Genomic DNA, 25,534 nt, shown 5'->3' on the forward strand with positions numbered 1-25,534 from the left:
ACCCGACGCGCTTCCGTCGTTCGAACGGGTTGCGCGACGCCCGCTGGCTGGCCAGCATGAGGGCGATGCCTAACCGCTTGATTGGACTCCTCGGCGCCGCGCTCGGGCTGGTGGCCGTGGCGCTCGCCCTGACGCCGGCCCTCCCGGCCCGTGCGTCGGTGCTCCAGGCCCTCGAGCTGCGCGATCTCGTGCGTGAATCTCACGAGATCGTGGTCGGCTCGACGCGCGCTGCCCACAGTCGCTACGACGGGGAGCGCATCGTCACCGAGAGCCTCGTCACGGTGCACCAGCGGATGCGTGGTGGCGCCGAGGGCGAGCTGCGCGTCGTCACACTCGGAGGGACGGTTGGAAACATCGGGATGCGCGTCGAAGGCGCAGCGAGCCTCCCGGTCGGAGGCCGAGCTGTGCTCTTCCTGCGCCGCGGCGACCACGCGCTCCGCCCGGTGGGGATGGCGCAAGGTGTGCTCCCCATCCAAGCCGACGCGCGAGGCAACGACATGGCGATGCCTGGCGGGATGGGGCTCGCCCTGATGCAGCGGGTCGGAGGTGGGCGGTTGGTGCCCGCCCCGGCGGCGCTGATGGCCCCGCGCCCGCTCGACGAGCTCTGTGCCGAGATCGACGCCCTCGTGGCCGCGGACGAGGGTCGATGAGCGTGCGGCAGCAGCTTCTACACGCCTCGCTCGCGCTGATGCTCGTCGTCGTTTGGGCGCCGGCGCGGTCGCGCGCGTGGTGTCAGATGACCACCAGCTCCATGGCGCCCACCCTCGCGATGCCGTGCGTCACCGACGGGGTGCCGCTCAGCTGGCGCAACGGATGCATGGCGTACGCGGTCGACTACCGCGGGGGCATCGACCTCAGCGCCGCGCAGATCGAGGGCGTGCTGGACGCTAGCTTTAGGACCTGGATGGACGTCACGTGCGACGGTGGCTCGCCGGGGTTCGACGTGCGCGGATACTCGGAGCGGGCCACGTGCCAGGACGCCCAGTTTCGCTCCAGCCGGGGCAACGTGAACGTCGTGGCGATGGTCACCGATTGGGAAGAGCGCGACTACGACCCGGACGCGTTCGCGATCAGCACCGTCTGGCACAATACGGACACGGGGTCGATCCTCGACGTGGACATCCTCGTGAACGAGCAGCTCGGGCCCTACGCGCTTTGTCCGGCGACGGGCTGCCCCCCCGCGCTGCCCCGCGACCAGGTGGTGGACTTCCAAAACGTCATCACCCACGAAGTCGGACACTTCTTCGGGATCGCACACTCGGACGTACCCAACGCCACGATGTACGTGTCGGCCGCACGTGGGGAGACACTCAAGCGCACCCTGGCCGACGACGACATCGAGGCCATGTGCACCATCTACGCCCCTGGGACGTTGAACGCGTGCACGGACCACACGCCACGGGGCGGGCTCGATCTGAACTGTGAAGACGACGCGCGAGGGAGTAGCTGCAGCGTGGGCCGCCCGGACTCGCCGGTGGGCGCGTGGGGGGTGCTCGTCCTCGCAGTGCTGACCCTTTGTCGGGGCCGCAAGCGCCAGAGGCGCGTGATTCGACGGCGTTGACAAGCGGCGGCTCGGGTGCGTACACCATCCAGGATGAACGCCACCAGCGACCGAAACCTCGGCCACGCCGCCGCCTGTCCACCCCCCTCCGGAGGTCGTGCGGCGACCGAACGGACCGCGCGCGCGCCCGAGCAACCGGCCTGGGGGCGCTCGCTCGACGGGGCGCTCGTGCTGGCCGTGCTCGGTGTACTGTCGTGTGGGTACGCGTGTGACACCACGGTCCTTGCGGCCAACTCCACGGCCAAGGTGTTCGACCGGGCGGCCCCTGCGTTCGAGGAATACTTCGACTACGACCTCGCCGGGGCGGCCGCGCCCGGCAGCATCCTGCAGCTCGAGGGCGTACTGCGGGTCGTGCCCGAGAACAAGCTCGTCATCGAGCGCCTCTGCCGTGCCTACGTGGGATACACATTCGGCTTCGTCGAGGACGCCATCGAAGTGGCGGAGCTGGCCGGTGACTTCGAGGAGGCCGACCGTCAGCGAGCCCGGGCCCGCATGTTCTACCGACGCGCGAACGACCTCGCGGTGCACTGGATCTCCCTCGATCACGACGGCTTCCGTGATGCCGTGCGGGGCGGCGCCGAGGAATTCGAGCGTTGGGTCGCGCAGCACTTCACGGAGCGCGAGGACGCCGGGATCCTACTGTGGACGGGGTACTCGTGGGGCTCCTACATCAACATGTCCAAGGACGACATGGCGGCGGTGGCGGACCTCCCCTTCGCCCGCATCTTGGTGGAGCGCTCGCGCGAGCTCGACCCCTCGCACTACAACGCCGCCGCGACGACGTTCCTGGCGGTGGTGCAGACCAACATGATGGGAGGAGACCTCGACCGCGCCCAGGAGCTCTTCGACGAGGCATTCTCGCTGACCGAGCGCCGCGCCCTCTTGGTGCACGTCAACATGGCGCGCCACTACGCCGTCAAGCGTGGTGATCGCGAGCTGTTTCTCCGGCTGCTGCGCGAGGTGCTGGAGGCTGGCGATCCGCTCCCCGCCGCGCGCCTGTCGAACCGCATCTCGCGTCGCCGGGCCGAGCGCTACCTCGCCAACGTCGACCGATACTTCTGAGCATCAGGCCCCTCGGCCTGCTTTGCCCGGGTTGCCCGGGCGGCCACGTGATTGAATCATCTGCGACCCGAGGCGTCTGTTTGCCGTCTCTCGGGGCGCCCACGTCGGGATCCCCTCGACACAACTGCTACGAGGAACGACATGAAGACGCGAATCCTACTCCCCCTCATCGTCGCCGCGGTGGCCCTCGCGCTGCCCGGCAGCAGCACGCCCACCGTCGAAGCTCAGACGGCGCGCAACGTGGAGCTGCGCATCGCGACGCTGGCGCCCGACGGCTCGTCCTGGATGCGCGTGTTCAACGCGTGGAACCAGAGCCTGCAAGAGGCCACGGGCGACGCCACGGGTGGCCGAGTGAGCCTGCGCATCTACCCGGGCGGCAGCCAGGGCGATGAGCGCGACTTCGTTCGGAAGATGCGTGACGGTCAGCTCGACGGCGCCGCCGTCACCACCACCGGGCTCGGGCAGGTCGCGCGCTCCACGCTCGTGCTCGCCGTCCCCGGCGTCATCACCGACTACGCGCAAATGGACCGCGTGCGTCGCCGCCTGGACCGTCAGCTGATGGCCGGCTTCGCCGAGGGCAATGTCACGCTGCTCGGCTGGGGCGACGTCGGCAAGTCCCGCCTGTTCTCCACGCAGAGCATCGCCCGTCCCTCCGACCTGCGCAGCACCCGCCCGTGGCACTGGCGCGACGAGCCCATCTTCGGCGAGTTCCTCTCGGTCGTGGGCGCCACGCCAGTCCAGCTCGGGGTGAACGAGGTGTACCCCTCGCTCCAGACCGGCGTCGTGAACACCGTGCCCGCGTCGGCTCTGGCCGCCGTCTCGCTGCAGTGGCACACGCGGCTGCGCTACGTCACCCAGCAGAACTCGGGCCTCATCGTCGGCGGAACGATCCTCAACAAGAGCGCGTTCGACGCGCTGACCGAGGCTCAGCGCGCTGCCCTCACCAGCACCGCAGACCGTGCCCACTCCGCGCTGCGCCGTGCGATCCGCCGCGACGACGACCGCGCCTATCAGACGGTCTTGCGGCGCGGTATCACCGAGGTCGACCTCACCCCGAACCAGGGCGAGTGGTCGACCGCCCAGGCCACCACCCGTCAGCGCCTGACCGGGCGCCTGTACTCCGCGGCGCTCCTGCGGAGCGTGGAGTCGGCGGCCGCCGCTCAGTGATCCGAACTCCGAGCGTCCCGCGAGGACGCGCGGACATGACGAAGGCAACGAGGGCCCCGCGAGGGGCCCTTTGCCGTTGCGCACGCAGTCGTCTCGATCACTCCGCCTGCGGCCCTTCCACTCCCACCGTCGGCTCACGCGGGATGCCGACTGGCTCCCCGGCGACCGCGCGCAGGCTCCCCGCAATGGAGCAGTCCTGCGCGCCGCTTCGGCTCAAGTCGGCCTCACTCGGCCAGGGACCTCGGCCCTCGCCGATGCGCACTGGGAGGAGCCGACCCGACGCACGCGTCCTCGTCGACATCAGCAGCGTGTCACGCTGGAGATCGTAGACGTAGGCGTCCACCGTGCCACTCCAACGCCCCTCACGCGTAACGAGCAAGAGGAGGTAGTCGCTCCGGAGCATCGAGCGCACCAGGGGCACGTCACGGAGCAGGCGGCGGTTCATTTCGTCCTCGAGGACGCGCAGCCGCATCGTGTCTTCTTCGTCGCGGATGGCGTGTACCCACGCGGGCGCGAGGAACTGCGCGAGGTCGTAGAGACCCCGCGCGCTGACCGGGCTCACACCCAAGCAGCGCGTGATGGCATCGCGCTCCATCTGGCGCACGCTGGTGGCAATCGCATCAGGGTCGGCGGCGTCTGCCGCTTCGATGCGCAGGTAAAGCCCGCGCCAGTCGTGCATCTCGGACCAACGAAAGCCCTCGGCGGCAAAGGTGTCGGGCCCGGCTTCACGGCCCGCTGCGTCCATCACCCAGCCATCGAGGCGTCTCACGAAGGCGTTGACCTCCGCCGCCGTCGGCTGGGCCTCCGACTCGTAGCGGGCCAGGAGCTCCGCTCGTAGAGACTCGCGCGCCCGCACGCGACCGTAGATCTGGACCAGGAAGAAACCCGCCACGGCGAGGAGGCCCAGCGCGAACACGCCCCAGCGCCGGTTCGGGGCGAACGCGCGTCGGGGCTCGGCTTGGTAGCGGGCCGGCCTCAGATCCTCGGGCAGGTCCGCGCGCTCGCTCGCTCGCGTGACGTCTTGGTCGTCGGACATCGGACTACCTCAAACGAAACGGGCGCCCCTCGGCGGACCGGGGTGCGCCCGTGTGGGTCGCTCTGACAGGGTGCCTGTGCGACAGGGTCAGTGCTCGGGAGCGGGCGGGGGGCCCTCCTCACCGGAGCCGTTCACGGCGAAGCTGATGTTCGGGAAGCCCGCCTGAGCGATCGAGAACATCACCTTCTTGATGACACGGAAGTCCACGTTGAGGTCGCACTGGATGATGACCATGCCCGGGAAGTCTTGACCGGGGTGGAGCACCTGCCAGTTCTGCTTCACCGTGTTGAGGTTCTGGATGAGCTGCTCGATGCGGCTCACGTCGGCGTTGGCCGCCAGGGTGGCCGCGTCCGCCACACGAGTTCCGTCGAGGGTCACGGCGCGGTCATCGATGGCGATGATGGGCGCGACCTCGAGCGGCGTGGCGTGCTGCGCGGTGGGCAGCGTGATGCTGGCCTGCTGCGCGACGAGCTCACCCGAAGCCGAGAACGACATGAGCAAGAAGACGACGAGCGTGATCAAGAAGTCGATGAAGGGTACGAGCGGGATGCTCTGGTCGACACCCTTCTTGCCGCCACCGGCCACCTTCTCGTGCACGAAGTGGAGCGGGATCTTGTGGAGCAGGACCTTGCCGGGCTTTGCGATCGCCATGTTGATTCCTCAGAAGCTGGCGGCACCGAGGGAGATCTCGGTCCACTCCTCACCGCGCGCGGTGTCCATCGCTTCGATGACGTGCTGGTACAGAACGCCATCCTCGGGGGTGACGGTGATGTCGTGACGGTTGGGGTACGCCTGGCGCCACGCCTGCAGCTTGTTGCGCAGCTCGTCCACGTTGTACGAGTCGCCGTTGCGCGGGACGTTGTGCGAGTCACCCGCCGTGGAGGACAGGGTGTACCCGGTGGAGGTGATGCTGATGGTCAGCTTGTCGCGCTCGTCGGGCGGCGGGTCGTCCGAGGGCGCCGACGTGCTGGGCACGTTCTGGTTCGCCTCGATGCGCGCCAGCTGGTTCCAGACGGCAGTCACCAGCAGGAACATCACGCAGCACAGGAGCAAGTCGATGAATGGGACCAGGGGGATCTCTTGGTCGACGGTCTTCTTTCCGCCGTGTCCGCCGCCTGAATCGATGCTTGCCATCTTCTTGCTCCTGTCGCTGTTTCAGTGAGTCCGACGCCAGAGGCGGATCAGGCCTCGTCGCCCACGCCCGTCAGGTTGACCTTCGAGCGGTTGTTGACGACCAGGTTCATCACCTGGACGGTCGCGGCGTTGATGTCATCCAGCAAGCCCTGGGTCTTACCGTTGAGGATACCCATGCCGATCAGGGCCGAGATGGCCGCGATGAGGCCGAAGGCGGTGCAGTTCATGGCCTCGGAGATGCCCTTCGCGAGCATGGTGGCCTTCGATGCAGAGTCTGCGCCGGCGACGGCGGCGAACGCGCCGATGAGACCGACGACGGTGCCGAACAGGCCGGAGAGCATGGCGAGGTTGGCGAGCAGGCCGAGGTAGGCGGTGCGATGCTCGATCAGCGGCAGCTCACGCAGGGCGGCTTCGTCCATGGCTGCCTGGACCTCTTCGTCCGGACGGTTGACGCGCATCAGACCCGCCTTGACGATACGGGCGAGGGGCGCATTGGCGGCCGAGCAGAGCTTGATGGCGCGCGCGATGTCGCCGGCCAAGATGCACTTCTGCATGGTCGACAAGAACACGTCTTTGTTGATTGAGCACTTGTACAAGTACACGGAGCGCTCGGCGATGATCGAGATCGCTATGATCAGCCAGAAGAGGATGATCCACATGGCCCAGCCGCCCTCTTGGTAGTGTTCCCAAAGTTTTGCCATGATCGTCTCCTGAGCCTTTCTGCGTTCCAGTGTTCGACGTTGGAACGAGGTCTGTGTCGGGTGCGGGTGCGCCTCAGTGCAGGGACCCACGCCATGTGGGCTCTTCAAGAGTGCGCCTAAGAGGTTGATAACTCACGGAAAAAGAGACCTCTCCATGAGGACTTTGATCGAGAAGGGCCGATGATACCGACTGCCCCCTGCAAGTCAACATCGATCCGCGCGGGGTCATCGAATGAAAAATGGGACGCAGAAAGAGCACCCCGTTTGGACACCAAAGGGGCGCCGAGGTTCCGTGCCGAGCAGAACACCACGCGCGTGCGCGCTTCGCGTTGACAACCTTCGGGGCGCTGCGGTAGCGTCCTCCCGGTTCTCAGCAGTCGCTGAGTCTTCACTTCTATCCCACGTATAAAAAACGCCGTCGGCCGAGACTCTCGGGGCGGTGTCGCGGTAAGGGGGGCATGAGACGAGACGCTCTCATCGCTTCCGACCTCGAAGGAGCCTGACTGATGCAAGAGGTTGGCCACGCACTAGTGGAGGGCGCGCCGTTCTCGTTCATCAACATCGCGGTGCTTGCCCTGGTACTCGCCATCGTTGCCGAGCGCTTCGTTTTCATCCTGAGCAAGTACCGCGTGAACGCGACCGAGTTCATGGCGCAGGTGCGCAAGCTGGTGCAGGCGGGGAACATCGACCGCGCGATCAAGCTGTGTGAGGCGGCTCCGCTGCCCCTCCTGCAGGTGATCAAGGCGGGTCTCACGCAGGTGAACCGCGGCGAGGACGCCGTCATCGCCAACATGGAGGAGAAGCTCTCCGAGGTGCTCCCCGCCCTCGAGAAGCGCATCGCCTCCTTGTGGACGTTCGCGAACCTCGCGACCCTGATCGGCCTGCTCGGCACCATCCGCGGTCTGATCCGCGCGTTCGCGGCCGTCGGTACCATCGACGACCCCTCGCAGAAGACGGCCATGCTCTCGGCCGGTATCTCCGAGGCCATGTGGAACACCTTCCTCGGGCTGCTCATCGCCGTGATCGCGATGTTCTTCCACCTCATCCTGAACGGCATGGCCAAGCGCCAGAAGCACGAGATGGAGAAGGCGACGATGAAGCTCGAGAACCTGCTCACGCTGAAGCGTCAGGGCTGAGCGCGGCGTCATGGCCAAGCAGCTGACCGGCCGACAGCGTGCCTATGTCAAGAAGCACGCGAAGCAGCATGAGCTGGACGCGTCCGAGCTCGACTCCGAGCTCAACATCGTCCCGTTCCTGGACATCGTGATCAACTTGATCATGTTCTTGCTCATGACGGTGTCGACCGTGGCCTTCTTCTCGCAGGTCGAGGCGACGCTGCCCCAATACAGCTCGGGCAGCGTCGGCACGCGCTCCACCGCCAACGAGAACTCGCTCAACTTGATGGTCACCATCACCGAGTCGGGGATCATCGTGACGGGAAGCTCCGGCAAGCTCGCGCCAGGATGCGAGAGCACGGCCTCGGGTCGTGTCATCACCGTGCCCCGCGCGGGCAACAGCTACGACTGGCGCGCCCTCACGGCGTGCGCCGAGAAGATCAAGGAGACCTTCGCAGACGAGCATCGTGTGACGGTCGGGGCCGACCCCACGATCCACTACGAGCACGTCATCCACGCGATGGACGCGATGCGTAGCAACGCGGCCGGAACCGAGCTGTTCCCCGAGGTGCTGCTGTCGGCGGGAGTGCGCTGAGCATGAGCGAAGACACCCAGAACCAAGAGTTTACGCCAGGTGGCGACGGCGAGGCGACGCCCGCGACCTACGCGGACTTGAAGCGCATGGTCCGCTCCAAGCGCCGCAAGCACGAAGAACACGGCGCCCATGGCCTCAACATCTACCCGATGATGGACATGATGACGATCTTGCTCGTCTTCATGGTCATGCAGCTGGCCTCCTCGTCAGCCGTCGCCGTGCAGCAATCAGAAGAGCTCACGATCCCCTACTCTACCTCCACGGTGGACATGGAGGACGCCGTGGCGGTGCAGATCTCCCGCAGCGCGATCGTCGTCGACGGTCAGATGGTGGTGGAGCTGCGCAACGGGCTGGTCGACCCGAGCCAGAAGCAGGGCGGGGCCAACGGCTTCCTGATCACCCGCATGAACCGCGAGATGAACCGCATCCGCGATCTCCGGAAGCTCATCGCGGCCTCCAACCCGCGCCGCCCATTCACAGGCACCGTGTCGATCGTGGCCGACAAGCGGACGCCGTACCGCACGCTGACCGAGGTCATCTACACACTCGGTCAGTCGGAGTTCAACAACCTGCGCTTCGTCGTGAACCGCCAGACTCCGGGTCGCACCGGCAACTGAACGTCCCTTCCCGCGGTGCACACCGCATCTCAATTGCCAAGAGGGCTCCCGTTGGGAGCCCTCTTTCGTTGGTCACGAGCGCCGTCGGCGGGCTGGGGAACATGACGCCCCCTGCCCTGCTCGAACCCCGCTCACTCCTTGCCGACGCGCTTCGGACGCCGATTGCAGTCCAGGATCTTCTTGCGCAGGCGGATGGCGTCGGGCGTGATCTCCACGAGCTCGTCCGAGTCGATCCAGTCGAGGCCCGACTCGATCGTGAGCGCGCGGGGCGGCGTGAGCACGACGTTCTCGTCCTTGCCCGCGGCGCGGATGTTGGTGAGCTTCTTCTCCCGCACTGCGTTCACGTCCAGGTCGTTCGGGCGTGCGTGCTCACCGCAGATCATGCCCTCGTAGACAGGCACGGCCGCACCGATGAAGAGCTCGCCACGCGGCTGCAGGTTGAACAGGGCGTACGGCGTGGTCACCCCCTTGCGGTCGGAGACGATCGCGCCGTTCTTGCGGCGCATCATCGGTCCCGCGTAGGGCTCCCAGCCCGCGTGCAGCGTGTTGAGCAGACCCGTGCCCCGCGTCTCCGTCAGGAACAGAGAGCGAAAGCCGATCAGGCCGCGGGAGGGCACCGTGAACTCCATGCGCGTACGCCCAAAGCCCAGGCTGCCCAGCTTGGTCATGCGACCACGGCGCTCGCCCATGGCCTGGGTGACCGAGCCCACGTGCTCGTCCTGCACGTCGACGACGACCGTCTCGAGCGGCTCGCTGAGCACCCCGTCGATCTCCTTGGTCACGACCTCGGGCATACCGAGCGACAGCTCGTAGCCCTCGCGGCGCATGGTCTCCGCCAGGATGGAGAGCATCAGCTCGCCGCGCCCGTAGACGTCGAACGACTCGGTGTCGTCGGTGTCCTCGACGCGGAGGGCGATGTTGCGCTGCGCCTCCTTGTACAGGCGGTCGCGCAGGTGGCGCGACGTGACGAACTTGCCCGACTGCCCCGCGAAGGGCGAGCTGTTGATCAAGAAACGCACGCGGATGGTGGGCTCCTCGACCTCGATGCGCGGGAGCGCCACGGGGTTGGCAGGGTCCGCCAGGGTGTCGCCGATCTCGACCGCGTCGATGCCCGAGAGGGCGATGATGTCGCCCGCGAAGGCCCCGTCGCTCACGACGCGCTCCATCTTCTCGAACGTGAAGAGGTTGCTGACCTTGGCCTGGATGTTCTTCTCAGCGCCCATCAGCATGACCTGCTGGTTGCGCTCGACCCGGCCGGCGCGGACGCGCCCGATGGCCACCTTGCCGATGTACTCGTCGTGCACCGTGTTGTGCACCAGGATCTGGAGGGGGGCGTCGACGGGCTCGGAGGGGGCCGGCACACGTTCGACGATCGTCTCGAACAGCGCGCTCAGGTCGGTGGCCTCGTCGGTCAGCGCGCGCTTCGCGATACCATCCTTGCCGATGGCGTAGATCGTCGGGAAGTCGGTCTGCTCGTCCGAGGCGCCGAGGTCGCAGAACAGATCGAAGGTCTCGGTCAGGGCCTCGTCGGGGCGCGCGTCCTTGCGGTCGATCTTGTTGATCACCACGATCACGGGCATGCCCAGCTCGATGCTCTTGCCGAGGACGAAGCGGGTCTGCGGGAGCGCGCCCTCGGCCGCGTCGACGAGCAGCAGCGCGCCGTCGGCCATGCGCAAGATGCGCTCGACCTCACCGCCGAAGTCTGCGTGACCCGGCGTGTCGATGATGTTGATCTTGTAGTCCTTCCAGCGCACGGACGCGTGCTTGGCGAGGATCGTGATGCCTCGCTCGCGCTCGAGGTCGCCGCTGTCCATGACGCGATCCTTGACCACTTCGTGAGCGTGGAACACGCCGGTCTGCTGGAGCATGGCGTCGACCAGGGTGGTCTTGCCATGGTCGACGTGCGCGATGATGGCGATGTTGCGGAGTTTGTCGCGGGAAGTGGCAGTCATGATAGGGAAGATCCTCTAGGCCTCACGGCGTGCGCGGGGCGCTCTGCTCGCCAGCCGGGAGCGGTGGCGGGACGGACGAGCGCCGATACGGCTGCCTCGTGGCGCTGCTGCTAGCACACCCCTGCGCAGTCGGCACCCGCCCCGTGCAGACCGCGGCGTCACCCCCTCGGCCGACGACCTGCGAGGAGCACCACGGCCGCCCCTCGCCCTGCTCGGGCGCGGAGCCCGGGCCCGGGGTCAGTCGTCCCCCTCGCCCTCCCCCTCGGCTTCCCGCTTGAGCCTGAGCAGCTCGTTCTCAATCATCTCGGGGGTGACCCCCAGCTGCGGTGTCAGCTCCGCCAAGGGCATGCCATCGACGCAAGCCGCCTGAGCGATGTGTAGAGCGCGAACCATCAGCTGACGCGCGCGACTGACGCCCGACTTGCGCAGGATGCTGCTCACATGATGCTGGGCGGTCTTTTCCGAGATGTTGAAGCGCTCGCTGATGCGTCCCACGTCACCTCCCTCCAGCAACAGCTCCAGCACCTCGGACTCCCGTGCGGTCAGCTCGTGCCGCTCGGACAGCGTGCGCGCCGCCCACTTGCGGGCGATCCCGGGGGTGGGCTGGCGTCGCAGGTGGCACTGTTCACGAAAGGCCGTCAGGGACGCTTCGTTGATGGGCTGAAAGACGAGGGTGATGGCGTGCTGCGCGGCGTCGCGCAGCTGGTCCAGGGTGGGCTGCGAGGCCACCAGCGCAGCCGCAACATCCGCGCTGCTGTGGCTGACCAGGCGCTTCAGCAGCTCCAAGCCGGCCGAATCTCCCACGGTGGGGCCGACCACCACCCCGAGCCACCTGTGAGAACGATCGTTCTCCAATGCCTCGGCCTCGTTGCGTGCCCATCGCACCGGGATGCCGGGGTCGAGCGCCGCTCGGATTTCGGCCACGATGGACTCGTTGGGGTCCACCGCAAGGATGAAGACACGCTGCACGTCGAGAGGTTGGTGCTTGCTCACGTCCCGCAGGGTACCCCAGGCAGAAGTACGCCGGCTGACAAATCTGCAGCCTACGAAATCTCCGAACTTGGGTAGAATTGCCCATAGACCCGCGTGTCCCATCGCCACACACTGACATCTCCAACCGGTCAAAACTGTGCGAGGGACTGACGGGACGCTCGGAGCCAATAGCCAAACTCCGAAGCGTCTCGTTTTCTTTTAATTCCGGCGAGTTGCTGCGCAGCGGGCGATCCCCTCTACGATGCCCAGCATGCTCCGGAGCTCCCGTCCGGCGTCTGCCACGGCGAAGCGCGAGCTGCCCGTGTGGCCATACATTCCGGTCAGGAAGAGACGGCTATCCCCTCCCGCAGCGCACAGGGACGCGTGCAGGGCCCGCGCCTGCGCGACGGGCACCACGTCGTCCTCGCGCCCATGAACGATGACGCTGGACCCATGATACAGCGCGATGCTGGGCGCCGGATTCATGCACGCAAAGGCATCACCCGCAGAGGTGAGAGCACGCAGACCAGCCTCTCCACGCGGGTCTTCCGCCCCCGTGGCGCGCAAGAACACTCGTCGACTCACAGGGTCGAGTGTGGGCGCGAGGCGGTCGGACACCACGCGCCAAGCACCACCGACCTTCATCTCAGGGCGTCCCCAGGTCTGCTCGACGAAACGTCGCAGGGCCCGCTCGAGGGGCGCCGGGTCCGCAGGTGCGTCGTCCATGAACCGGAGCAAGTTGAGGTACACGACGGGCCGGTTGAGAGGGTCGGCGGACACTCCGTCCTGGCCGCCAGAGAGGGAGAACCGCACACAGGCGGCGAAGTCGTGATAGCCGCCGAACGCGACCCACCCCGCCGGACTGCGCCGTGCGCAGACCACTGCCGCCGGCAGGGACCCGGTGGAGATGCTGAACACCCCTGGGCGTTGCGGCGGATGGTCGGCCAGGCCGCACAGCACGTCGTACGCCGCGATGGCGTCTGGGCCGAGCGCGGGCCCCACATGGAGGCGCGCGAACGTGGGGAGGAACGGACACAACACGCGCACGCCGGAGGCGGCCAAGATCCGATTGAAGCGATCCAACCTTGGGTCTGCCGGCCCGAGGTAGTGGAGCCCGGGGAGCACCAGCAGCGCGCCACGCACGCCCCCGCCGCGTGGCTCGTAGACCCAAGCATCGAACGCACGGGTGCCGTCGCCCCCGCGGATCGATGGCACGCGCACGCGCCGTCGCCGGACCCTCGCGGGCTGGGCGGTCGCGGGCGTCAGCGGCCCGAGCCACCTCGCCAGGGACACCATGGTCGCCAGCCGCTCCAGCACGGCTCAGCTCGCAAACACGGGAGGACGACGCTGTGCCCAGGGACGCGCCTGTTCGAGCTGACGGGCCAGCTGGAACAGCGTCAGCTCGTCGCCAAAGCGGCCCGTGAACATGGTCCCGATGGGCAGCCCGCTCGTGCTCCAGTGCAGCGGGACATTCATGGAGGGCTGGCCGGTGAAGTTCTGCACGGCGGTGAACGGCGAGAACGCGAAGATCTCCTTGGCGGCCTTCTCGATGACGCCGGGCAGGCGTAGCGCCGACTTGATACCCCGCCTCGCGATGAAGCGCTCCATCGCCCCCTCGACCCCCTGTTTGAACATCGAGCCCACCTCTACGGGCGGCAGCGCGAGCGTCGGCGACAGCACGACATCGTAGTCGGCGTACAGCTCCTGGAGCCGACGGCTCTCGGCTTGAAGGTCCATGATGGCGAGGGCGAAGTCCCCGGCGGTGAAGATGCGGCCGAGCAGCGCAGCCAGCTGCGTGCCCGTCTCGAAATCGTCTGGCCCCGGCTTGCGGCCGCGCGAGCGCTCGGCGTGCACCATCCCAGCAGCCGTATTCCCCCCGATGACGGTAAAGAAGGCCATCGAGATCACGTCCACGTCGTGGCCTGGGCGGACCTCCTCCACCTGGTGCCCGAGGGACTCGAGCAGCTTGGCCACGTCCCGCACGGCGGCGTCGCAGTCGGGGTGGACCTGCGCGTGGAACGCGGGCTCGACATGGAACGCCACCCGCAACGCGCGTCCCCCCTTGGGCGCTCGCTCGAGCTCGTCGAGCCAGGAGCCGTCGAAGGGCGGGGCGTGGTAGGGCGCAAAGGGTTCTGGACCGTGAGTGGCATCCAACATGGCGGCGCTGTCCCGCACGCTGCGGCTGATGACGTGCTCGAGCGCGAACCCGTTCCAGTGCTCACTGGCGTCGGGCCCGGCCGGCGTGCGGCCGCGCGTGGGCTTCAACCCGAAGAGCCCACAGCAAGCCGACGGGATCCGGATGGAGCCGCCACCATCACCGCCGCTCGCCATCGGCACGATGCCGGCCGCCACCGCCGCGGCCGACCCGCCGCTGCTGCCGCCCGACGTGCGCGAGAGATCCCAGGGGTTGCGCGTGGGACCGAACAGCTGCGGCTCGCTGACGGGCATGAGGCCGAGCTCGGGGGTGTTGGTCTTCGCGACGGTGACCAAGCCGGCCTCCTGGAAGCGCCGGAAGAGGGTGCCCTCGTGGGCGACCGTGTACCCCTGCCAGAACCGTGAGCCCGAGTGCGTGGGCACCCCCGGGATGGTCTGGAGCAGGTCCTTCAGGAGGAAGGGCACCCCGGCGAACGGAGCCCCGGGGTCCTCCTGCACCACGGTGGCGGCGCGCGCGCGGGCGGCGTCGTACATGGTGTTCACCACGGCATTGACCTGCGGGTTGAGCTGCTCGATGCGCGCGATGCACACCTCGACGAGCTCGCTGGAACTGACCTCGCGCTTGCGTATCAGCTCGGCGAGACCGAGCGCGTCGTAGTCGGAGTAGGAGTCGAAGCCGGACATCCGGCGATGGTACCCGTACGGAACGAGGGATGCGCGCGTGATCGCCATCGGGACGCCCGCTGCGCTGACATGATGTTCGAGTTGGGCCTCGAAATTCTCACGCGAGACGTGAAACGATCGAGCCGCGGAGGCATCCAACCAGCTGTATACGGAAATAGTGCAATCACCGCGCTTGCGGTCACCACTCGCGTGCCCATGTTCGCCATGCTGTGTCTCGGGCGCGCGAGTGCTCGGAATATCTCCTCACAGCAACCGTTGCTTCTTATATAGCCTACTCATCACAAGGGGTGCCCATGACGGAACTCAACCAGGAACGGCCTCCGAACCACTTCGACACGCTGCTCGGGCAGGGGCTCGACAAGGGGTTCGTGACCTACGCCGAAGTCAGCGAAGCGCTGGCCCAGATGGGGCCCAGCGACCGCACCATCGGCTGGCTGCTGAAAAAGCTCGACGCGATGCGCATCGAGCTACTGGAAGACGACCACGACCCGCGCACCGGCCTGGCCAAGAGCCGCAGCAAGCGCGAGCGCGGCGAGGCACGCGAAGCCAAGAAGCTCTCCTCGGGGGAGGCCATCCAGACCTACCTGGACTGGATGGGGTCCGTGAGCCTGCTGACCCGCGAAGGCGAGGTCGAGCTGGCGCGCCAAATCGAGAGCGGCCGCGAACGCATGTACCGGGCCCTGCATGACGCACGGCTCGCCGACCTCGGGCTCGACGCGGTCCACGAGCGAGTCTCCCTGGGCGAGCTGCGACCACACCAAGCGGTGCTGACCCCCGAGTTCGAAGCCGCCATGGATGCGCTGGACGACTACTGTCGGGCCGCGGAGCAGTCCGACACCGAGTGCCGCCGCGTGGAGAAGCGCGCCGGCGCGAGCTTCGCCAAGCTCGTGGCGCTGCGCGAGGAGCTCGCGGCGCGCGAGATGGAGGTGGAGCGCGCGAAGGCCGAGATGGTGGAGGCCAACCTGCGCCTCGTGGTGGCCATCGCGAAGAAGTACATCAAGCGCGGCCTCCCATTCCTGGACCTCATCCAGGAGGGGAACATGGGCCTGATGCGCGCGATCGACAAGTTCGACTACCGGCGCGGCTACAAGCTGTCGACCTACGCTTCTTGGTGGATCCGCCAGAGCATGGCGCGCGCGGCGACCGACCAGGCACGCACCATTCGCATCCCAGTGCATGCCACGGAGCTGCTCAGCAAGCTCATGACCGCCACCCGCCGCCTGGTGCCGAAGCTCGGCCGCGAGCCCACGCCCGCCGAGATCGCCGAGGTGATGGCGCTGCCCGTCGAGCAGGTGCGCAACCTGCTCACCATCTCGAGGGACACGGTGTCGCTGGAGACGCCGGTCGGGTCGGACGGCAGCAGCGAGCTGCGAGATCTGATCGCAGACGAGTCCATCGACACGCCGATGGACACCATGGTGCGCGCCGACCTGACGGACAGCATCATGAAGGCGCTCAGCACGCTGAACGAGCGCGAGCAGCGCATCCTCTGCATGCGCTTCGGGATCGGCGACAAGGAGACGTACACGCTGGCCGAGATCGGCCGCGAGTTCGGGCTGAGCCGCGAGCGCATCCGTCAGCTGCAGGCGCTCGCGCTGCGCAAGCTGCGCAACGCCCAGGGCGACATCTCGCTCAAGGCCTTCGTGAACTAGCGCCCGCGCGCTTGGGAACGCTCAGGCGTCGTTCTCCAGCGGGACGCCCGAGGCGTCCGTCGGCTCACGCTGGTCGACCAGCGGAAGCCCACGACGTCCAGGGCGCCCGCGCTGCGCGACGAGTGTGCCGCAACCCCCGTTGGCCTCGAGGCGCGCCTGGCTGGACATGCGCACCACGAGACCGGCGTCGCGCAGGTGCGCGTAGGCTCGCTCGTAGGACTCCCGAGTGGCGCCATTCAGGGTCGAGCTGTCGACCGGGTTGTGCTGGTAGAGGTGCACCGCGACGCCGAGCGGACGTACGCGACTGGCGAAGGCGACCAGCTCGTCGGGCGTGTCGTTCTCGCCCGCGAGCAGCAGGTAGGCCAGGGCGACCTTCTTGCGACGCGTGCGAGACATCCGCGGTACGGTCTCCTCCAACAACGCGAACAACGGGCCGAGCGCGGGGGCGTGCGGCACCAAGCGTGCGCGCGTGGGCTCGGTCCCCGCATGCACCGAGATGGTCACGCCGTTGTGCGGCGCGGCGAGCAGCTCGCGCAAGCGGGGCAGCGGTCCGCCCGAGGTGGTGACGCTCGCAGGGGTGCCGCGCTCACGACACCAGCGGAGGAAGGCCGGGACGGCCTCCGGCGCGTGCAGGGGCTCGCCGACCCCCGACGCGGTCACGCGCTGGAGCGCCGTCCCGAGAGACTCGACCGCCGTGACCTGCGCGCAGAGCTCGGCGAGGGTGAGTGGGCGAGTGAGCCCTCGGGCCCCCGACGCGCAGAAGGGACACGCCACGGCGCAGCCCACCTGGGTCGACACGCACAGTGTGTCCCCACGGTAGAGGACCGCCTCGACACGGCTCTGGTCGCTCAGCGTCACGACGAAGCGGCGGTTCCACGCGGACTGTTCGACCTCCGACAGCTGGACGACACGCTGGCCCAGGAGGGCAGCGCCACCGGACACAGAGCCCGAGTGTGGGGCCGCGACGCTCACGCCGCGCACCCCGCCCGGCTCGCCCCATCGCCGGCACGCTCGGAGCGACCGCTGCGCTCGAGGCCCAGGTGTCCATCGGCCTGCAGGTCGAGCCCGTCTGCTGGCAGATGCTCGAGCCGCCGCCGCGCCACGTCGAGCAACGCGGGCAGGTCGGGGGAGCGCAGGGCCTCGCGCTGGAACGCGAGCTCGTCCGGTACGGCGCGTCCGATGTAGCGCGCGATCTCTTTCATGCGTCCGAGAGCACGGCCCGGATACACCGCGTCGATGCGCCCAGCCGCCTCTTCCAGATAGGCCAGGACGTCGGCGCCGGTCGGCGCGAACGGCGTGCGGCCTTCCGCGAGCGCGGCGGCCTGTCCGAAGATCCATGGGTTCCGTAGGGCCGGGCGTCCCACCATGACCCCGTCGCAGCCCGTCTCCGAGCGCATGCGGGCGAAGTCGGCGGCGTACCAGATGTCGCCGTTTCCGATGACCGGGATGCGGAGCGCCCGACGCAGCTCGGCGACGATGCGCCAGTCGGCCACCCCCGCGTAGAAATCTGCGCGGCGTCGCGGGTGAACGGCGATGAAGTCAACGCCGGCGTCCTCGACCACGCGCGCGATGGTGACCGCGTGTTGCGAGGCGTCGCAGTCCGCGTCGAAGCCCGCGCGGATTTTGGCGGAGAGCACCCCGGGGACGGCGGCGCGCATGGCCCGCAGCACCTTGGCCAGAAGCGCGGGATCCTTCAGCATCGCGGCGCCCACACCCTTGCGCACCACGCGCGGCATCGGGCAGCCGAGGTTGATGTCCACCACGTCGGCCCCGGCTCCCGCGACGATGCGCCCGGCGTCCGCCATGAGCTCGGCGTCGTTGCCCATCACCTGCACGGACAAGGGCACACCGGGCACCTTCACGATCGCCCGCTCGAGGAGTGAGCGCGGCGCGTCCGAGCCGTGTACGCGCACGAACTCGGTGCACAGGATGCCCACACCGCCGCGCTCGGCGACCATGGCTCGGAACGGCGGATGACCTGCGCCCTCCATGGGCGCGAGCATGGTGGGGTGGTTCCAGCCGAAGCGCGCCAGCCGGTTTCCCGCTGCGGTGCTGCACGTGGCCGTCACGGGTCTCGCTCCAAGTAGCCCATGTACATGCGGTGCAGCTCGTCCACCAGCTCGGTGGGGTCACGCCAGACGCTGTCGTCGAGGGCCAGGCGGATGGCGTAGGTGTCCATCACGGCGAACGCGGCGTGCGTCGCGAAGCGGATCGCGCGCTCGGGGTCGGGGTGCAGGATGGACGCGCGGTGCTGAGGCACGATGAGGCCTAGCACGACCTCGATCATCGCGTCGCGCTGCTGCACCGTGTTGGCCCACTCGCGCGGGTTCTGGGCTGCGGCCGAGACGAACGCGGCGATCAACCGACGCCGCGCGACATAGTGACGCACCAGCTCTTGGAGCAGTCCACGCACCATCAGGCCGAACGGCACGTCGCGCCAGCGCTCCGGATCCGCGATGCGCTCGAGGTCCTGCTGGACCACCACCATGCGGCGCTCCTGCAGCGCACGCAGGAGCGCGTCCTTGTCCGGGAAGCGCGAGTAGAAGCCCCCGACGGAAGATCCCGCCTTCCGCACGATGTCGGCGACCGACACGTCCTGTGGGGGGTTGTCGAGGAACAAGAGCTCCGCCGCGTCCAGCAGCTTGGACAGCGTGCGCTGGCTGCGCGCCTGCTTGGGGGTCGTGACGGATTGGAGCTTGCGTTCCATGGAAGGGGTGAGTAGAAAAGAAACCAGAATCTCATTCGCTTTAGCACAGCATCCTCGTGGGACCATGTGCGAGCAGCAAGAGCGTACACGGAGAACGACCATGATGAGAGTGCTGGACCTCTCGGCCCCCGCGCCGCTGTTCACGGGCCGCCCCATCGCGCCGACCAACGCGCGGCTGGCGCCGAGCCCCAAGGGCGACCCGCTCATCGGACATCAGCGCCTCGCCCGTGACCCTCTCTACACGTTCCTAAGGCTCCGCGAGGAGCACGGTGACGTCGTGCGGCTCCAGTTCGGCACGCTCACGGCCCACCTCGTGTCGGATCCCGCGCTGGTGCAGACCGTCCTGCAGGACCGTGCCCGCATCTATGGCAAGCAGACCCGCGGCATGCGGCAGCTGCGCCTGGCGTTGGGCGAAGGTCTGCTCACGAGCGAAGGAGACTTCTGGCTCCGGCAGCGACGCATCGCACAGCCAGCGTTCCACAAGAAGCGCATCGACGCGCTCACGCCAGCCATGACCGAGGCCGCAGAGCGAACGCGCGCGTCGTTCGTGACCGGGGAGGCGTTCGACATGCACGGCGCGATGATGCGCCTGACGCTGGACGTGGTGGCGACCACGCTGCTGGGCAGCGGGGTGGTCGAGCGTGAGGCCCGCATCGTCGGGGAGGCGGTCGACTTCATCACGGCCGAGTCGAACCGGCGCTTGCGGAAGCCGTTCCAGCTGCCCCTCTCCATCCCCACTCCGCAGAACCGCTCCTTCCTGCGCCATCGGGACAACCTGGACGCCATCGTCTTCCGCATCATCGATGAACATCGGCGCGCCCACGCGGTCAACGACGACCTGCTCAGCCTGTTGCTCCACGCGACCGACCCAGAGACGGGGGAACGCATGAGCGATGCGCAGCTGCGCGACGAGGTCATGACGATCTTCCTGGCTGGGCACGAGACCACCGCGAACGCGCTGAGCTGGGCGTTCGTACAGCTGTCTCGGCACCCGCTGGTGGCCCAACGGTTGAAGCGGGAGCTGGACGAGGTGCTCGAGGGCCGCAGCCCCACGCTCGAAGACGTCCCGTCGCTCGTCTACACGCGCCAGGTCATCGACGAGGTGATGCGCCTCTACCCTCCTGCCTGGATGATCGCCCGCTCCCCTACCGAAGACGACGAGCTCGGGGGGTACTTCATCCCGCGCGGCAGCCTGGTGCTCATGAGCCCGTGGGTGGTGCAGCGACACCCGGCGCTGTTCCCCAACCCGGAGGGCTTCGACCCCGACCGCTTCGCGCCCGGCACCAAGCTCCCCCATCGCTTCGCCTACTTTCCGTTCGGCGGCGGCCCGCGGCTGTGCATCGGCCGCAGCTTCGCGCTGGTGGAAGCGACGCTGCTGCTGGCCACGCTGGCTGGAGGACATCGCTTCGACCTCATCCCCGGTCACCGGGTCGTCCCGGAGTCGGCTGTCACGCTCCGACCGGCTGGGGGGGTCCCGATGGTCGCGATGCCGCACGCCTGAGCACGGCGCCGAGCGCGGCTCATGTCCCTCGCTTAGGACATTCCCTTTCGATGCGAGATGTGTGACCATGCGCACCTAACTGGGTGGGGGCACCCAGAGGAGGATCGATACATGTCTCGCTATTTCCGGGTGTTCAGCTTCATGGGTCAGGTGCTTGGGATGATCAAGCAGAACAAGACCCTGCTGTCGCCGCTCGTCCTGAACCTCGTGCTGGCCATCCCGGCCATGATCGTCTTCACGATCATCTATCACTTCACGCAAGACAGCGCGATCGGCTACGTCGTGGCCGCCGTCGGGCTCACCGGCCTGTACTTCATCGACTACTTCTGCAACGGCCTGACCGTCTCGCTGATCTACGATCAGGTCACGACGGGCAACGCGGAGTTCAAGCCAGCGCTCTCGCGCACCTTTGCAGCGTCGCCTGGCATCCTCATCTTTGCGGCGTTGTCTGCGGCCTTCGAGCTGATGGCCACCTACGCGCGTGAGCGCGACGACATCGTCGGCAGCATCCTCGCGGGCATCGTGCGCGCGGTCTGGACCGCTGCCACCTACGTCGTGATGCCGGCCATGGTCATCGAGAACACGGGCTTCTTCAACGCCTTCAAGCGCAGCAAGGAGCTGGCCGAGAACGACCCCACCCAGGTGGGCTCGGGCATCATCGGCATGGGTCTCGCCACCTACGTGCTGGGCCTCGCCTGCTGGGCGCTCGGTGTCGGCTCCTGGCGCGTGCTCGGCGGGTTCAGCCCGCTGCTCGGCATGTTCGCGTTCATGTTCTTCGTGAACCTGTACTGGGCGGTCGGCGGCTACATGAAGATCACGTACTTCACGTGCTTCTACATGTGGGCGCGCGAGTGTGAGAAGCAGGGCTCTTCGGACCCGCGGCTGGCGCCTGCGCCGCTGCAGTCCGCCATGGCGGGCTGAGCCCAAAAGGTTGCAAGGCGCGGCGTTCGTCCGCACTCTTGGGGCGCATGAAGCATGCCATCCCCCATGAGCTGACCATCGAACGCGCGCGCCTCGTCACCGACAAGGCCTGGGAGGCGTACTCCGCACGATTCGCCGAGTACGCCCCGAAAGCCACCTGGCGCACGCCCACCGAAGCCGACGTGCAGTTCACGGTGAAGGGCGTGACCTTGAGGGGGTCTCTGGGGCTCACGCCCAAGGCCATCGAGATGGATCTCGACGTGCCGTTTCTGTTCCGTCCGTTCCGCTCGACGGCGCTCGGTCTGGTCGAGCGCGAGGTGAACGAGTGGCTCGCGAAGGAGAAGGCGGGCGAGCTCTGACGCGTCAGCTGTTCCGCTCGTAGAGCAGGCGCAGACCGTCGAGCGTGAGGAACTCGTCGACCTCGTCGATGGTCTCGCTCTCGGGCTCGATCAGGCGGGCCAAGCCGCCCGTGCCGATGACCGTGCAGGAGCTGCCCATCTCGTCCCACAGGCGCCGCACCAGGCCGTCCACCAGGCCCACGTAGCCGAACACGATGCCCGACTGCATGGAGTGCACGGTGTTGCGCCCCACGGCGCGCGGCGGCCGCACGATCTCGGCGCGCGGGAGACGCGCCGCGCGGTCGAACAGGGCGTGCGCGCTGATCTGCATGCCCGGCGCGATGGCGCCCCCGAGGTACTCGCCCTTGGCGCTGATGCAGTCGAAGGTGGTGGCCGTGCCGAAGTCCACGACGATGACCTGCCCCTCGACGCGCTCGTAGGCCGCGACCGCGTTGACGATGCGGTCGGCGCCCACCTCGCGCGGGTTCTCGTAGAGGATGGGCATGCCGGTCTTGATACCTGGCCCCACCACGAGGATCTCGTGGTCGAAGGCACGGTCGACGGCCTCGATGAGGGTGTCGTTCAGCGTGGGCACCACGGAGGCCAGGATGCTGGCCCGGACGCTGGCGCGCGGCACGTTCGCGACCTGGAGCAAGTTGAGCAACAGGACGTGGTACTCGTCCATGGTGCGCCCCTTGGAGGTCTCGATCCGGAAATCATGCACGAGCGTCGAGCCCTCATAGAGACCCAACACCGTGTGCGTGTTGCCCACGTCGACGGCCAGCAGCATGTGCGAGCCTTAGCGCGTGGTCAGGGACATGGCCAGCCCCACCAGCTCGCCGAACGAGAGCGCCTCGGTGCGCTTGGCGACGCCAGTGAAGGTGGCGACCGGCCCGGAAGCGACGGGCACAGGGGCCTCCATACGGACGGGGCCCGCGCTGTGGATGCCCGAGCCGACCTCGACGGGAGCGGCGGGCGCGGCGGCCACGGCGTCGGTCGGCGCGGGGCGTGCGACGGCGGTCACCAGGGCGTCGGAGTCGTCCGACTCGACCAGCTCGAGCTTCGCTGGCGTCGGGCGCACGGGCTCCACGTCCAGGTCGAACAGCTCGTCGTCGTCCGGATCCACGTCGATGGTGGTGCGCGGACTTGCGGGGGCTGCCGCAGCCGGCCGCGACGCGACCGGCTCGTCGAGGTCGAGCAACGACGCGCGCTGCGTGGGCGCAGGGGCCTCCACGGGCGCCGGCGCCTCCACGAGCGTGGGAGCGGGGGCTGCCGCGACGGGCGCCGGACGTTCCACGGGAGCCGGAGCCGCTGCGACGGGCGCCGGACGTTCCACGGGAGCCGGGGCCGCTGCGACGGGCGCCGGACGCTCCACGGGAGCCGGAGCCGCTGCGACGGGCGCCGGACGTTCCACGGGAGTGATCGGAGCTTCCACGGGTGCCGCGACGGAAACTGCGGCCACGCCGTCGTGCGGCGCCTGGACCTCGTCCGCGTCCACCAGGCGCAGGCCAGGCTCGAGCTTGCGCGCGCGCACACGCGCGAGGAGCACCTCCAGCTTGGCGACCTGCGCCGCGCTCACGAGGCCTCCGCGATGATCAGCTGGTCGACGATGGTCCCCAGCTCGACGCCGTCGTTCGCCCACAACCAGACGGACTCGGCGATGGCCGGATTGCACACCAAGAACTTGCCGCCGACGGGCACGCAAGCGACCTCGAGCTCCGAGAGCGCGGAGATGACGCCGCCGAGCAGCGCCGCGATGCCCAGGCTGTCCTCGTCGAGGGCGGGCACTTCCTCCATCACGGCCACCAGGGCGTTGCCCCAGCGCTCCAGCCCCAGCCGGCCCCAGCCGAGCGCGCCGAGCCATCCGGCGGTGTGGGCGAGCACCTGCTCGGGCGAGTCGTCGAAGACCGTTCCGCCGAGAGAGGACACCACCTGCGCGCCGATTTGCTTGCCGAGCTCGCGCAACACGGTGAGATCGCCCGTCTCGACCGCGGCCGAAACCAAGCTGGCCACGACGGTGTCGGACAGGACGATGACGCGTGCCCCGCCGCGGGTGCTGACGGCACCGCGCGCGAGGTCGAACTCGTAGAAACCTTTGGGATCGAAGCCGATATTGGACACAGAATCCTCCACCGACGATGTAGAACCTGTTGTGCGACCGTGTCAAATGTTTGCCATGCCGAGCCCCCCACCCTGCGGTAGCCGCGGCGGTGCCTCGCGGGCCGCCGCGCTGCTGGTGCTGGCGGTGGGCCTGCTCGGCTGCGGCGTGGGTGAGGAAGCCGGCCCGGATGCGGGACCGCTCGATCCGCTCGGGCTGCACGACTGGGCGAGCGCCGTCGTGCACCAGTCAGGAGAGCGCTGGGTGGGCGAGCGGCTCGCAGACCGCGAGCCCGATGCGCGCCCGCCCACGGCGGTCCGCTTGGAGTCCGAGCTCGCGCCCATCGCCATTCACGCCGCTGGCGACGTGGGTGAGGCTACCGTGGCCAGCGCGCTGCGGGGCGTGGAGGCGATGCACGCGCTGCTTCTCCAGGAGGGCTGGCCAGAAGCGATCATGGACGGAGGACGCGGCGGCACAGTCGGCTTCGACGTGTACATGGTGGACGACGTGATGAGCCGCGCTGGCTTCGACGAGCGCAGCCTCTTCAGCTACCTCGACCGAGGCAGCTCGTTTGCGCGGGCGCCCAGCTGGCTCCCTTCGGCGGACACCGAGGTGTGCGCGGCGACCGCCTACGCCGAGGCGCGCCTGTTGTCGCTGGACCCGGCCGAGGCCGAGAGCTGGCGCCGCGCGACCGCGGCCTACCTCGCGCAGCGGCTGACGGGACGGTGGGGCTGCGAGGACGAGGCGCTCGAGAACCAGGCGCAGCCGTTCGAAGCCTACGTCCCCTATGCCGACGAGGTGCCCACGGCTGGCGGCGCGCTGCTCTTGGCAGCCCTGTCACAAAGACACGAGTCGACGGCTGGGGAGTTCGTCGCGTCGCTCTGGGATCTGGCCTCGCAGCGGACCTGGGAGGGGACGGGCTACCGCGGGTCGCCCGATCTGTGGGAGGCCCTCGAGACGGTCCTGCGCGTCAGCGACGACCCGACCGCGGCTGCCATCGAGACCGTGGCCCTCGACCGCTTCCTGGCGGGCACGCGGCGCACACCGAGCAGCCCCGCGTGGGTCGCGCAGCTGGGGCCGAACGCCGCGCCACCTGCGCTGCTGACCCTCTCGACCAGCCACCTCAGCACCCACCCACCATCGACCGGCGAACTGGATCCGCCCATCGAGATCGAGCCCACGGGCACGTTCTACGCGCTGGTGCACGTCGGGGAGGCAGCCCCGCAGTCACGCTTGCGCGTGTTCCTGCGAGGCGAATTCGGTGTGGCCTGGTCGCTCGCGGTCGCGCGCCTCGCGAGCGACGGGCGCGAGTTGGGACGGATGAGCGCGCCCTCGCGGCGGGGAACTCCCCACAGCTATCTCCCCGTGGAGCTGGGCGACGACACCGTCTGGGTGGCGATCGCCGTGACCAACCTGGGCCGCGAGGCGCGCGAGTCCCGACACTTTCCGGTGCCCAACGTGGACGGCACGCGCAGCGATGCGCGGGCTGCGCGCATCATGCTGGAGCTGGTGTCCGACGAACCCGCGCCGGCCGGAGCGACCCCCGAAGCCGCTCCACCTGGATAGA

Annotated in this window: 26 protein-coding genes; 12 read left to right on the forward strand and 14 right to left on the reverse strand. The window is 68.4% G+C overall.

From position 1 onward, the window contains the following. Window positions 1-65: 65 nt before the first annotated feature. The 4 genes from H6726_08230 (at window position 66) to dctP (ending at window position 3,790) form a co-directional block, all read left to right on the forward strand. Window positions 66-650 (forward strand): hypothetical protein, encoded by a 585-nt coding sequence (locus tag H6726_08230; GenBank protein MCB9657617.1) that lies wholly within the window; start codon window positions 66-68, stop codon window positions 648-650. A gap of 86 nt (window positions 651-736) precedes the next feature. Further along, window positions 737-1,561, forward strand: coding sequence for a matrixin family metalloprotease (locus H6726_08235; GenBank protein ID MCB9657618.1), 825 nt, complete (start codon window positions 737-739; stop codon window positions 1,559-1,561). A 33-nt stretch (window positions 1,562-1,594) separates the two neighbouring features. After that, window positions 1,595-2,623, forward strand: a complete 1,029-nt coding sequence (locus H6726_08240) for a hypothetical protein (GenBank protein ID MCB9657619.1) — start codon at window positions 1,595-1,597, stop codon at window positions 2,621-2,623. Window positions 2,624-2,764: 141 nt separating this feature from the next. Then, window positions 2,765-3,790 carry a TRAP transporter substrate-binding protein DctP gene (gene dctP / locus H6726_08245; protein MCB9657620.1) on the forward strand — a complete coding sequence of 342 codons (1,026 nt, stop codon included), beginning with the start codon at window positions 2,765-2,767 and terminating at the stop codon, window positions 3,788-3,790. 97 nt (window positions 3,791-3,887) lie between these two features. On the opposite strand, the gene H6726_08250 is transcribed toward dctP, so the two are convergent. The 4 genes from H6726_08250 to H6726_08265 form a co-directional block, all read right to left on the reverse strand. Continuing rightward, window positions 3,888-4,826 (reverse strand): hypothetical protein, encoded by a 939-nt coding sequence (locus H6726_08250; protein ID MCB9657621.1) that lies wholly within the window; start codon window positions 4,824-4,826, stop codon window positions 3,888-3,890. An 87-nt stretch (window positions 4,827-4,913) separates the two neighbouring features. After that, complete coding sequence (locus H6726_08255) at window positions 4,914-5,477, reverse strand: biopolymer transporter ExbD (GenBank protein ID MCB9657622.1); 564 nt, start codon at window positions 5,475-5,477, stop codon at window positions 4,914-4,916. A 9-nt stretch (window positions 5,478-5,486) separates the two neighbouring features. Continuing rightward, window positions 5,487-5,960, reverse strand: a complete 474-nt coding sequence (locus H6726_08260) for a biopolymer transporter ExbD (GenBank protein MCB9657623.1) — start codon at window positions 5,958-5,960, stop codon at window positions 5,487-5,489. A 47-nt stretch (window positions 5,961-6,007) separates the two neighbouring features. Then, window positions 6,008-6,661, reverse strand: a complete 654-nt coding sequence (locus H6726_08265; protein ID MCB9657624.1) for a MotA/TolQ/ExbB proton channel family protein — start codon at window positions 6,659-6,661, stop codon at window positions 6,008-6,010. A 506-nt stretch (window positions 6,662-7,167) separates the two neighbouring features. Between H6726_08265 and H6726_08270 the strand changes: the two genes are divergently transcribed. From H6726_08270 to H6726_08280, 3 genes are read left to right on the forward strand one after another with little or no spacing between them, the layout of a single operon-like run. Further along, a complete protein-coding gene (locus H6726_08270) occupies window positions 7,168-7,797 on the forward strand; it encodes a MotA/TolQ/ExbB proton channel family protein (GenBank protein MCB9657625.1) in 630 nt (209 codons plus the stop codon). Window positions 7,798-7,807: 10 nt separating this feature from the next. Beyond that, window positions 7,808-8,371: a biopolymer transporter ExbD gene (locus H6726_08275; protein ID MCB9657626.1), complete on the forward strand. Its 564-nt coding sequence runs from the start codon at window positions 7,808-7,810 to the stop codon at window positions 8,369-8,371. 2 nt (window positions 8,372-8,373) lie between these two features. Continuing rightward, window positions 8,374-8,988 (forward strand): biopolymer transporter ExbD, encoded by a 615-nt coding sequence (locus H6726_08280; GenBank protein ID MCB9657627.1) that lies wholly within the window; start codon window positions 8,374-8,376, stop codon window positions 8,986-8,988. A gap of 131 nt (window positions 8,989-9,119) precedes the next feature. On the opposite strand, the gene typA is transcribed toward H6726_08280, so the two are convergent. From typA to H6726_08300, 4 genes are all read right to left on the reverse strand, one after another. Next, a complete protein-coding gene (gene typA / locus H6726_08285; GenBank protein MCB9657628.1) occupies window positions 9,120-10,940 on the reverse strand; it encodes a translational GTPase TypA in 1,821 nt (606 codons plus the stop codon). Between the two features lie 237 nt (window positions 10,941-11,177). Then, entirely contained in the window at window positions 11,178-12,035 is an 858-nt protein-coding gene (locus tag H6726_08290; GenBank protein MCB9657629.1) for a response regulator transcription factor, read from the reverse strand. A 96-nt stretch (window positions 12,036-12,131) separates the two neighbouring features. Further along, on the reverse strand, window positions 12,132-13,127 hold the full coding sequence (locus H6726_08295) for a hypothetical protein (GenBank protein MCB9657630.1): 996 nt from the start codon (window positions 13,125-13,127) through the stop codon (window positions 12,132-12,134). A gap of 105 nt (window positions 13,128-13,232) precedes the next feature. Continuing rightward, window positions 13,233-14,750 carry an amidase gene (locus H6726_08300; protein MCB9657631.1) on the reverse strand — a complete coding sequence of 506 codons (1,518 nt, stop codon included), beginning with the start codon at window positions 14,748-14,750 and terminating at the stop codon, window positions 13,233-13,235. Between the two features lie 293 nt (window positions 14,751-15,043). On the opposite strand from H6726_08300, the gene H6726_08305 reads away from it, so the two are divergent. Further along, window positions 15,044-16,402 (forward strand): sigma-70 family RNA polymerase sigma factor, encoded by a 1,359-nt coding sequence (locus H6726_08305; GenBank protein MCB9657632.1) that lies wholly within the window; start codon window positions 15,044-15,046, stop codon window positions 16,400-16,402. A 21-nt stretch (window positions 16,403-16,423) separates the two neighbouring features. Here H6726_08305 and H6726_08310 read toward each other — a convergent pair whose 3' ends face one another. The 3 genes from H6726_08310 to H6726_08320 are packed head-to-tail and all read right to left on the reverse strand — an operon-like array spanning window position 16,424 to window position 19,109. After that, window positions 16,424-17,374 carry a radical SAM protein gene (locus H6726_08310; protein ID MCB9657633.1) on the reverse strand — a complete coding sequence of 317 codons (951 nt, stop codon included), beginning with the start codon at window positions 17,372-17,374 and terminating at the stop codon, window positions 16,424-16,426. Further along, window positions 17,371-18,471 (reverse strand): tRNA-dihydrouridine synthase family protein, encoded by a 1,101-nt coding sequence (locus tag H6726_08315; GenBank protein ID MCB9657634.1) that lies wholly within the window; start codon window positions 18,469-18,471, stop codon window positions 17,371-17,373. The genes H6726_08310 and H6726_08315 overlap by 4 nt, the downstream gene beginning before the upstream one ends. Further along, entirely contained in the window at window positions 18,468-19,109 is a 642-nt protein-coding gene (locus tag H6726_08320) for a TetR/AcrR family transcriptional regulator (GenBank protein MCB9657635.1), read from the reverse strand. Before H6726_08320 ends, H6726_08315 begins: the two co-directional genes overlap by 4 nt. A gap of 103 nt (window positions 19,110-19,212) precedes the next feature. Here H6726_08320 and H6726_08325 point away from each other — a divergent pair, with 103 nt between their 5' ends. The 3 genes from H6726_08325 (at window position 19,213) to H6726_08335 (ending at window position 21,890) form a co-directional block, all read left to right on the forward strand. Beyond that, window positions 19,213-20,610: a cytochrome P450 gene (locus tag H6726_08325; protein ID MCB9657636.1), complete on the forward strand. Its 1,398-nt coding sequence runs from the start codon at window positions 19,213-19,215 to the stop codon at window positions 20,608-20,610. Between the two features lie 111 nt (window positions 20,611-20,721). After that, window positions 20,722-21,531, forward strand: a complete 810-nt coding sequence (locus tag H6726_08330) for a hypothetical protein (protein ID MCB9657637.1) — start codon at window positions 20,722-20,724, stop codon at window positions 21,529-21,531. Between the two features lie 47 nt (window positions 21,532-21,578). Continuing rightward, complete coding sequence (locus tag H6726_08335) at window positions 21,579-21,890, forward strand: polyhydroxyalkanoic acid system family protein (protein MCB9657638.1); 312 nt, start codon at window positions 21,579-21,581, stop codon at window positions 21,888-21,890. 4 nt (window positions 21,891-21,894) lie between these two features. Here H6726_08335 and H6726_08340 read toward each other — a convergent pair whose 3' ends face one another. Genes H6726_08340 through H6726_08350 form a run of 3 tightly spaced genes read right to left on the reverse strand, consistent with a single transcriptional unit; the run spans window position 21,895 to window position 23,990 of the window. After that, window positions 21,895-22,659, reverse strand: coding sequence for a type III pantothenate kinase (locus tag H6726_08340; protein ID MCB9657639.1), 765 nt, complete (start codon window positions 22,657-22,659; stop codon window positions 21,895-21,897). A 9-nt stretch (window positions 22,660-22,668) separates the two neighbouring features. Beyond that, a complete protein-coding gene (locus tag H6726_08345) occupies window positions 22,669-23,448 on the reverse strand; it encodes a hypothetical protein (GenBank protein MCB9657640.1) in 780 nt (259 codons plus the stop codon). Then, window positions 23,445-23,990: a hypothetical protein gene (locus tag H6726_08350; GenBank protein MCB9657641.1), complete on the reverse strand. Its 546-nt coding sequence runs from the start codon at window positions 23,988-23,990 to the stop codon at window positions 23,445-23,447. The genes H6726_08345 and H6726_08350 overlap by 4 nt, the downstream gene beginning before the upstream one ends. Before the next feature lie 55 nt (window positions 23,991-24,045). Between H6726_08350 and H6726_08355 the strand changes: the two genes are divergently transcribed. Then, complete coding sequence (locus tag H6726_08355; GenBank protein MCB9657642.1) at window positions 24,046-25,533, forward strand: hypothetical protein; 1,488 nt, start codon at window positions 24,046-24,048, stop codon at window positions 25,531-25,533. Window position 25,534: the final 1 nt, after the last annotated feature.

It is taken from the genome of Sandaracinaceae bacterium (genome assembly GCA_020633055.1).
Lineage (GTDB): Bacteria > Myxococcota_A > Polyangia > Polyangiales > Houyiibacteriaceae > JADJJE01.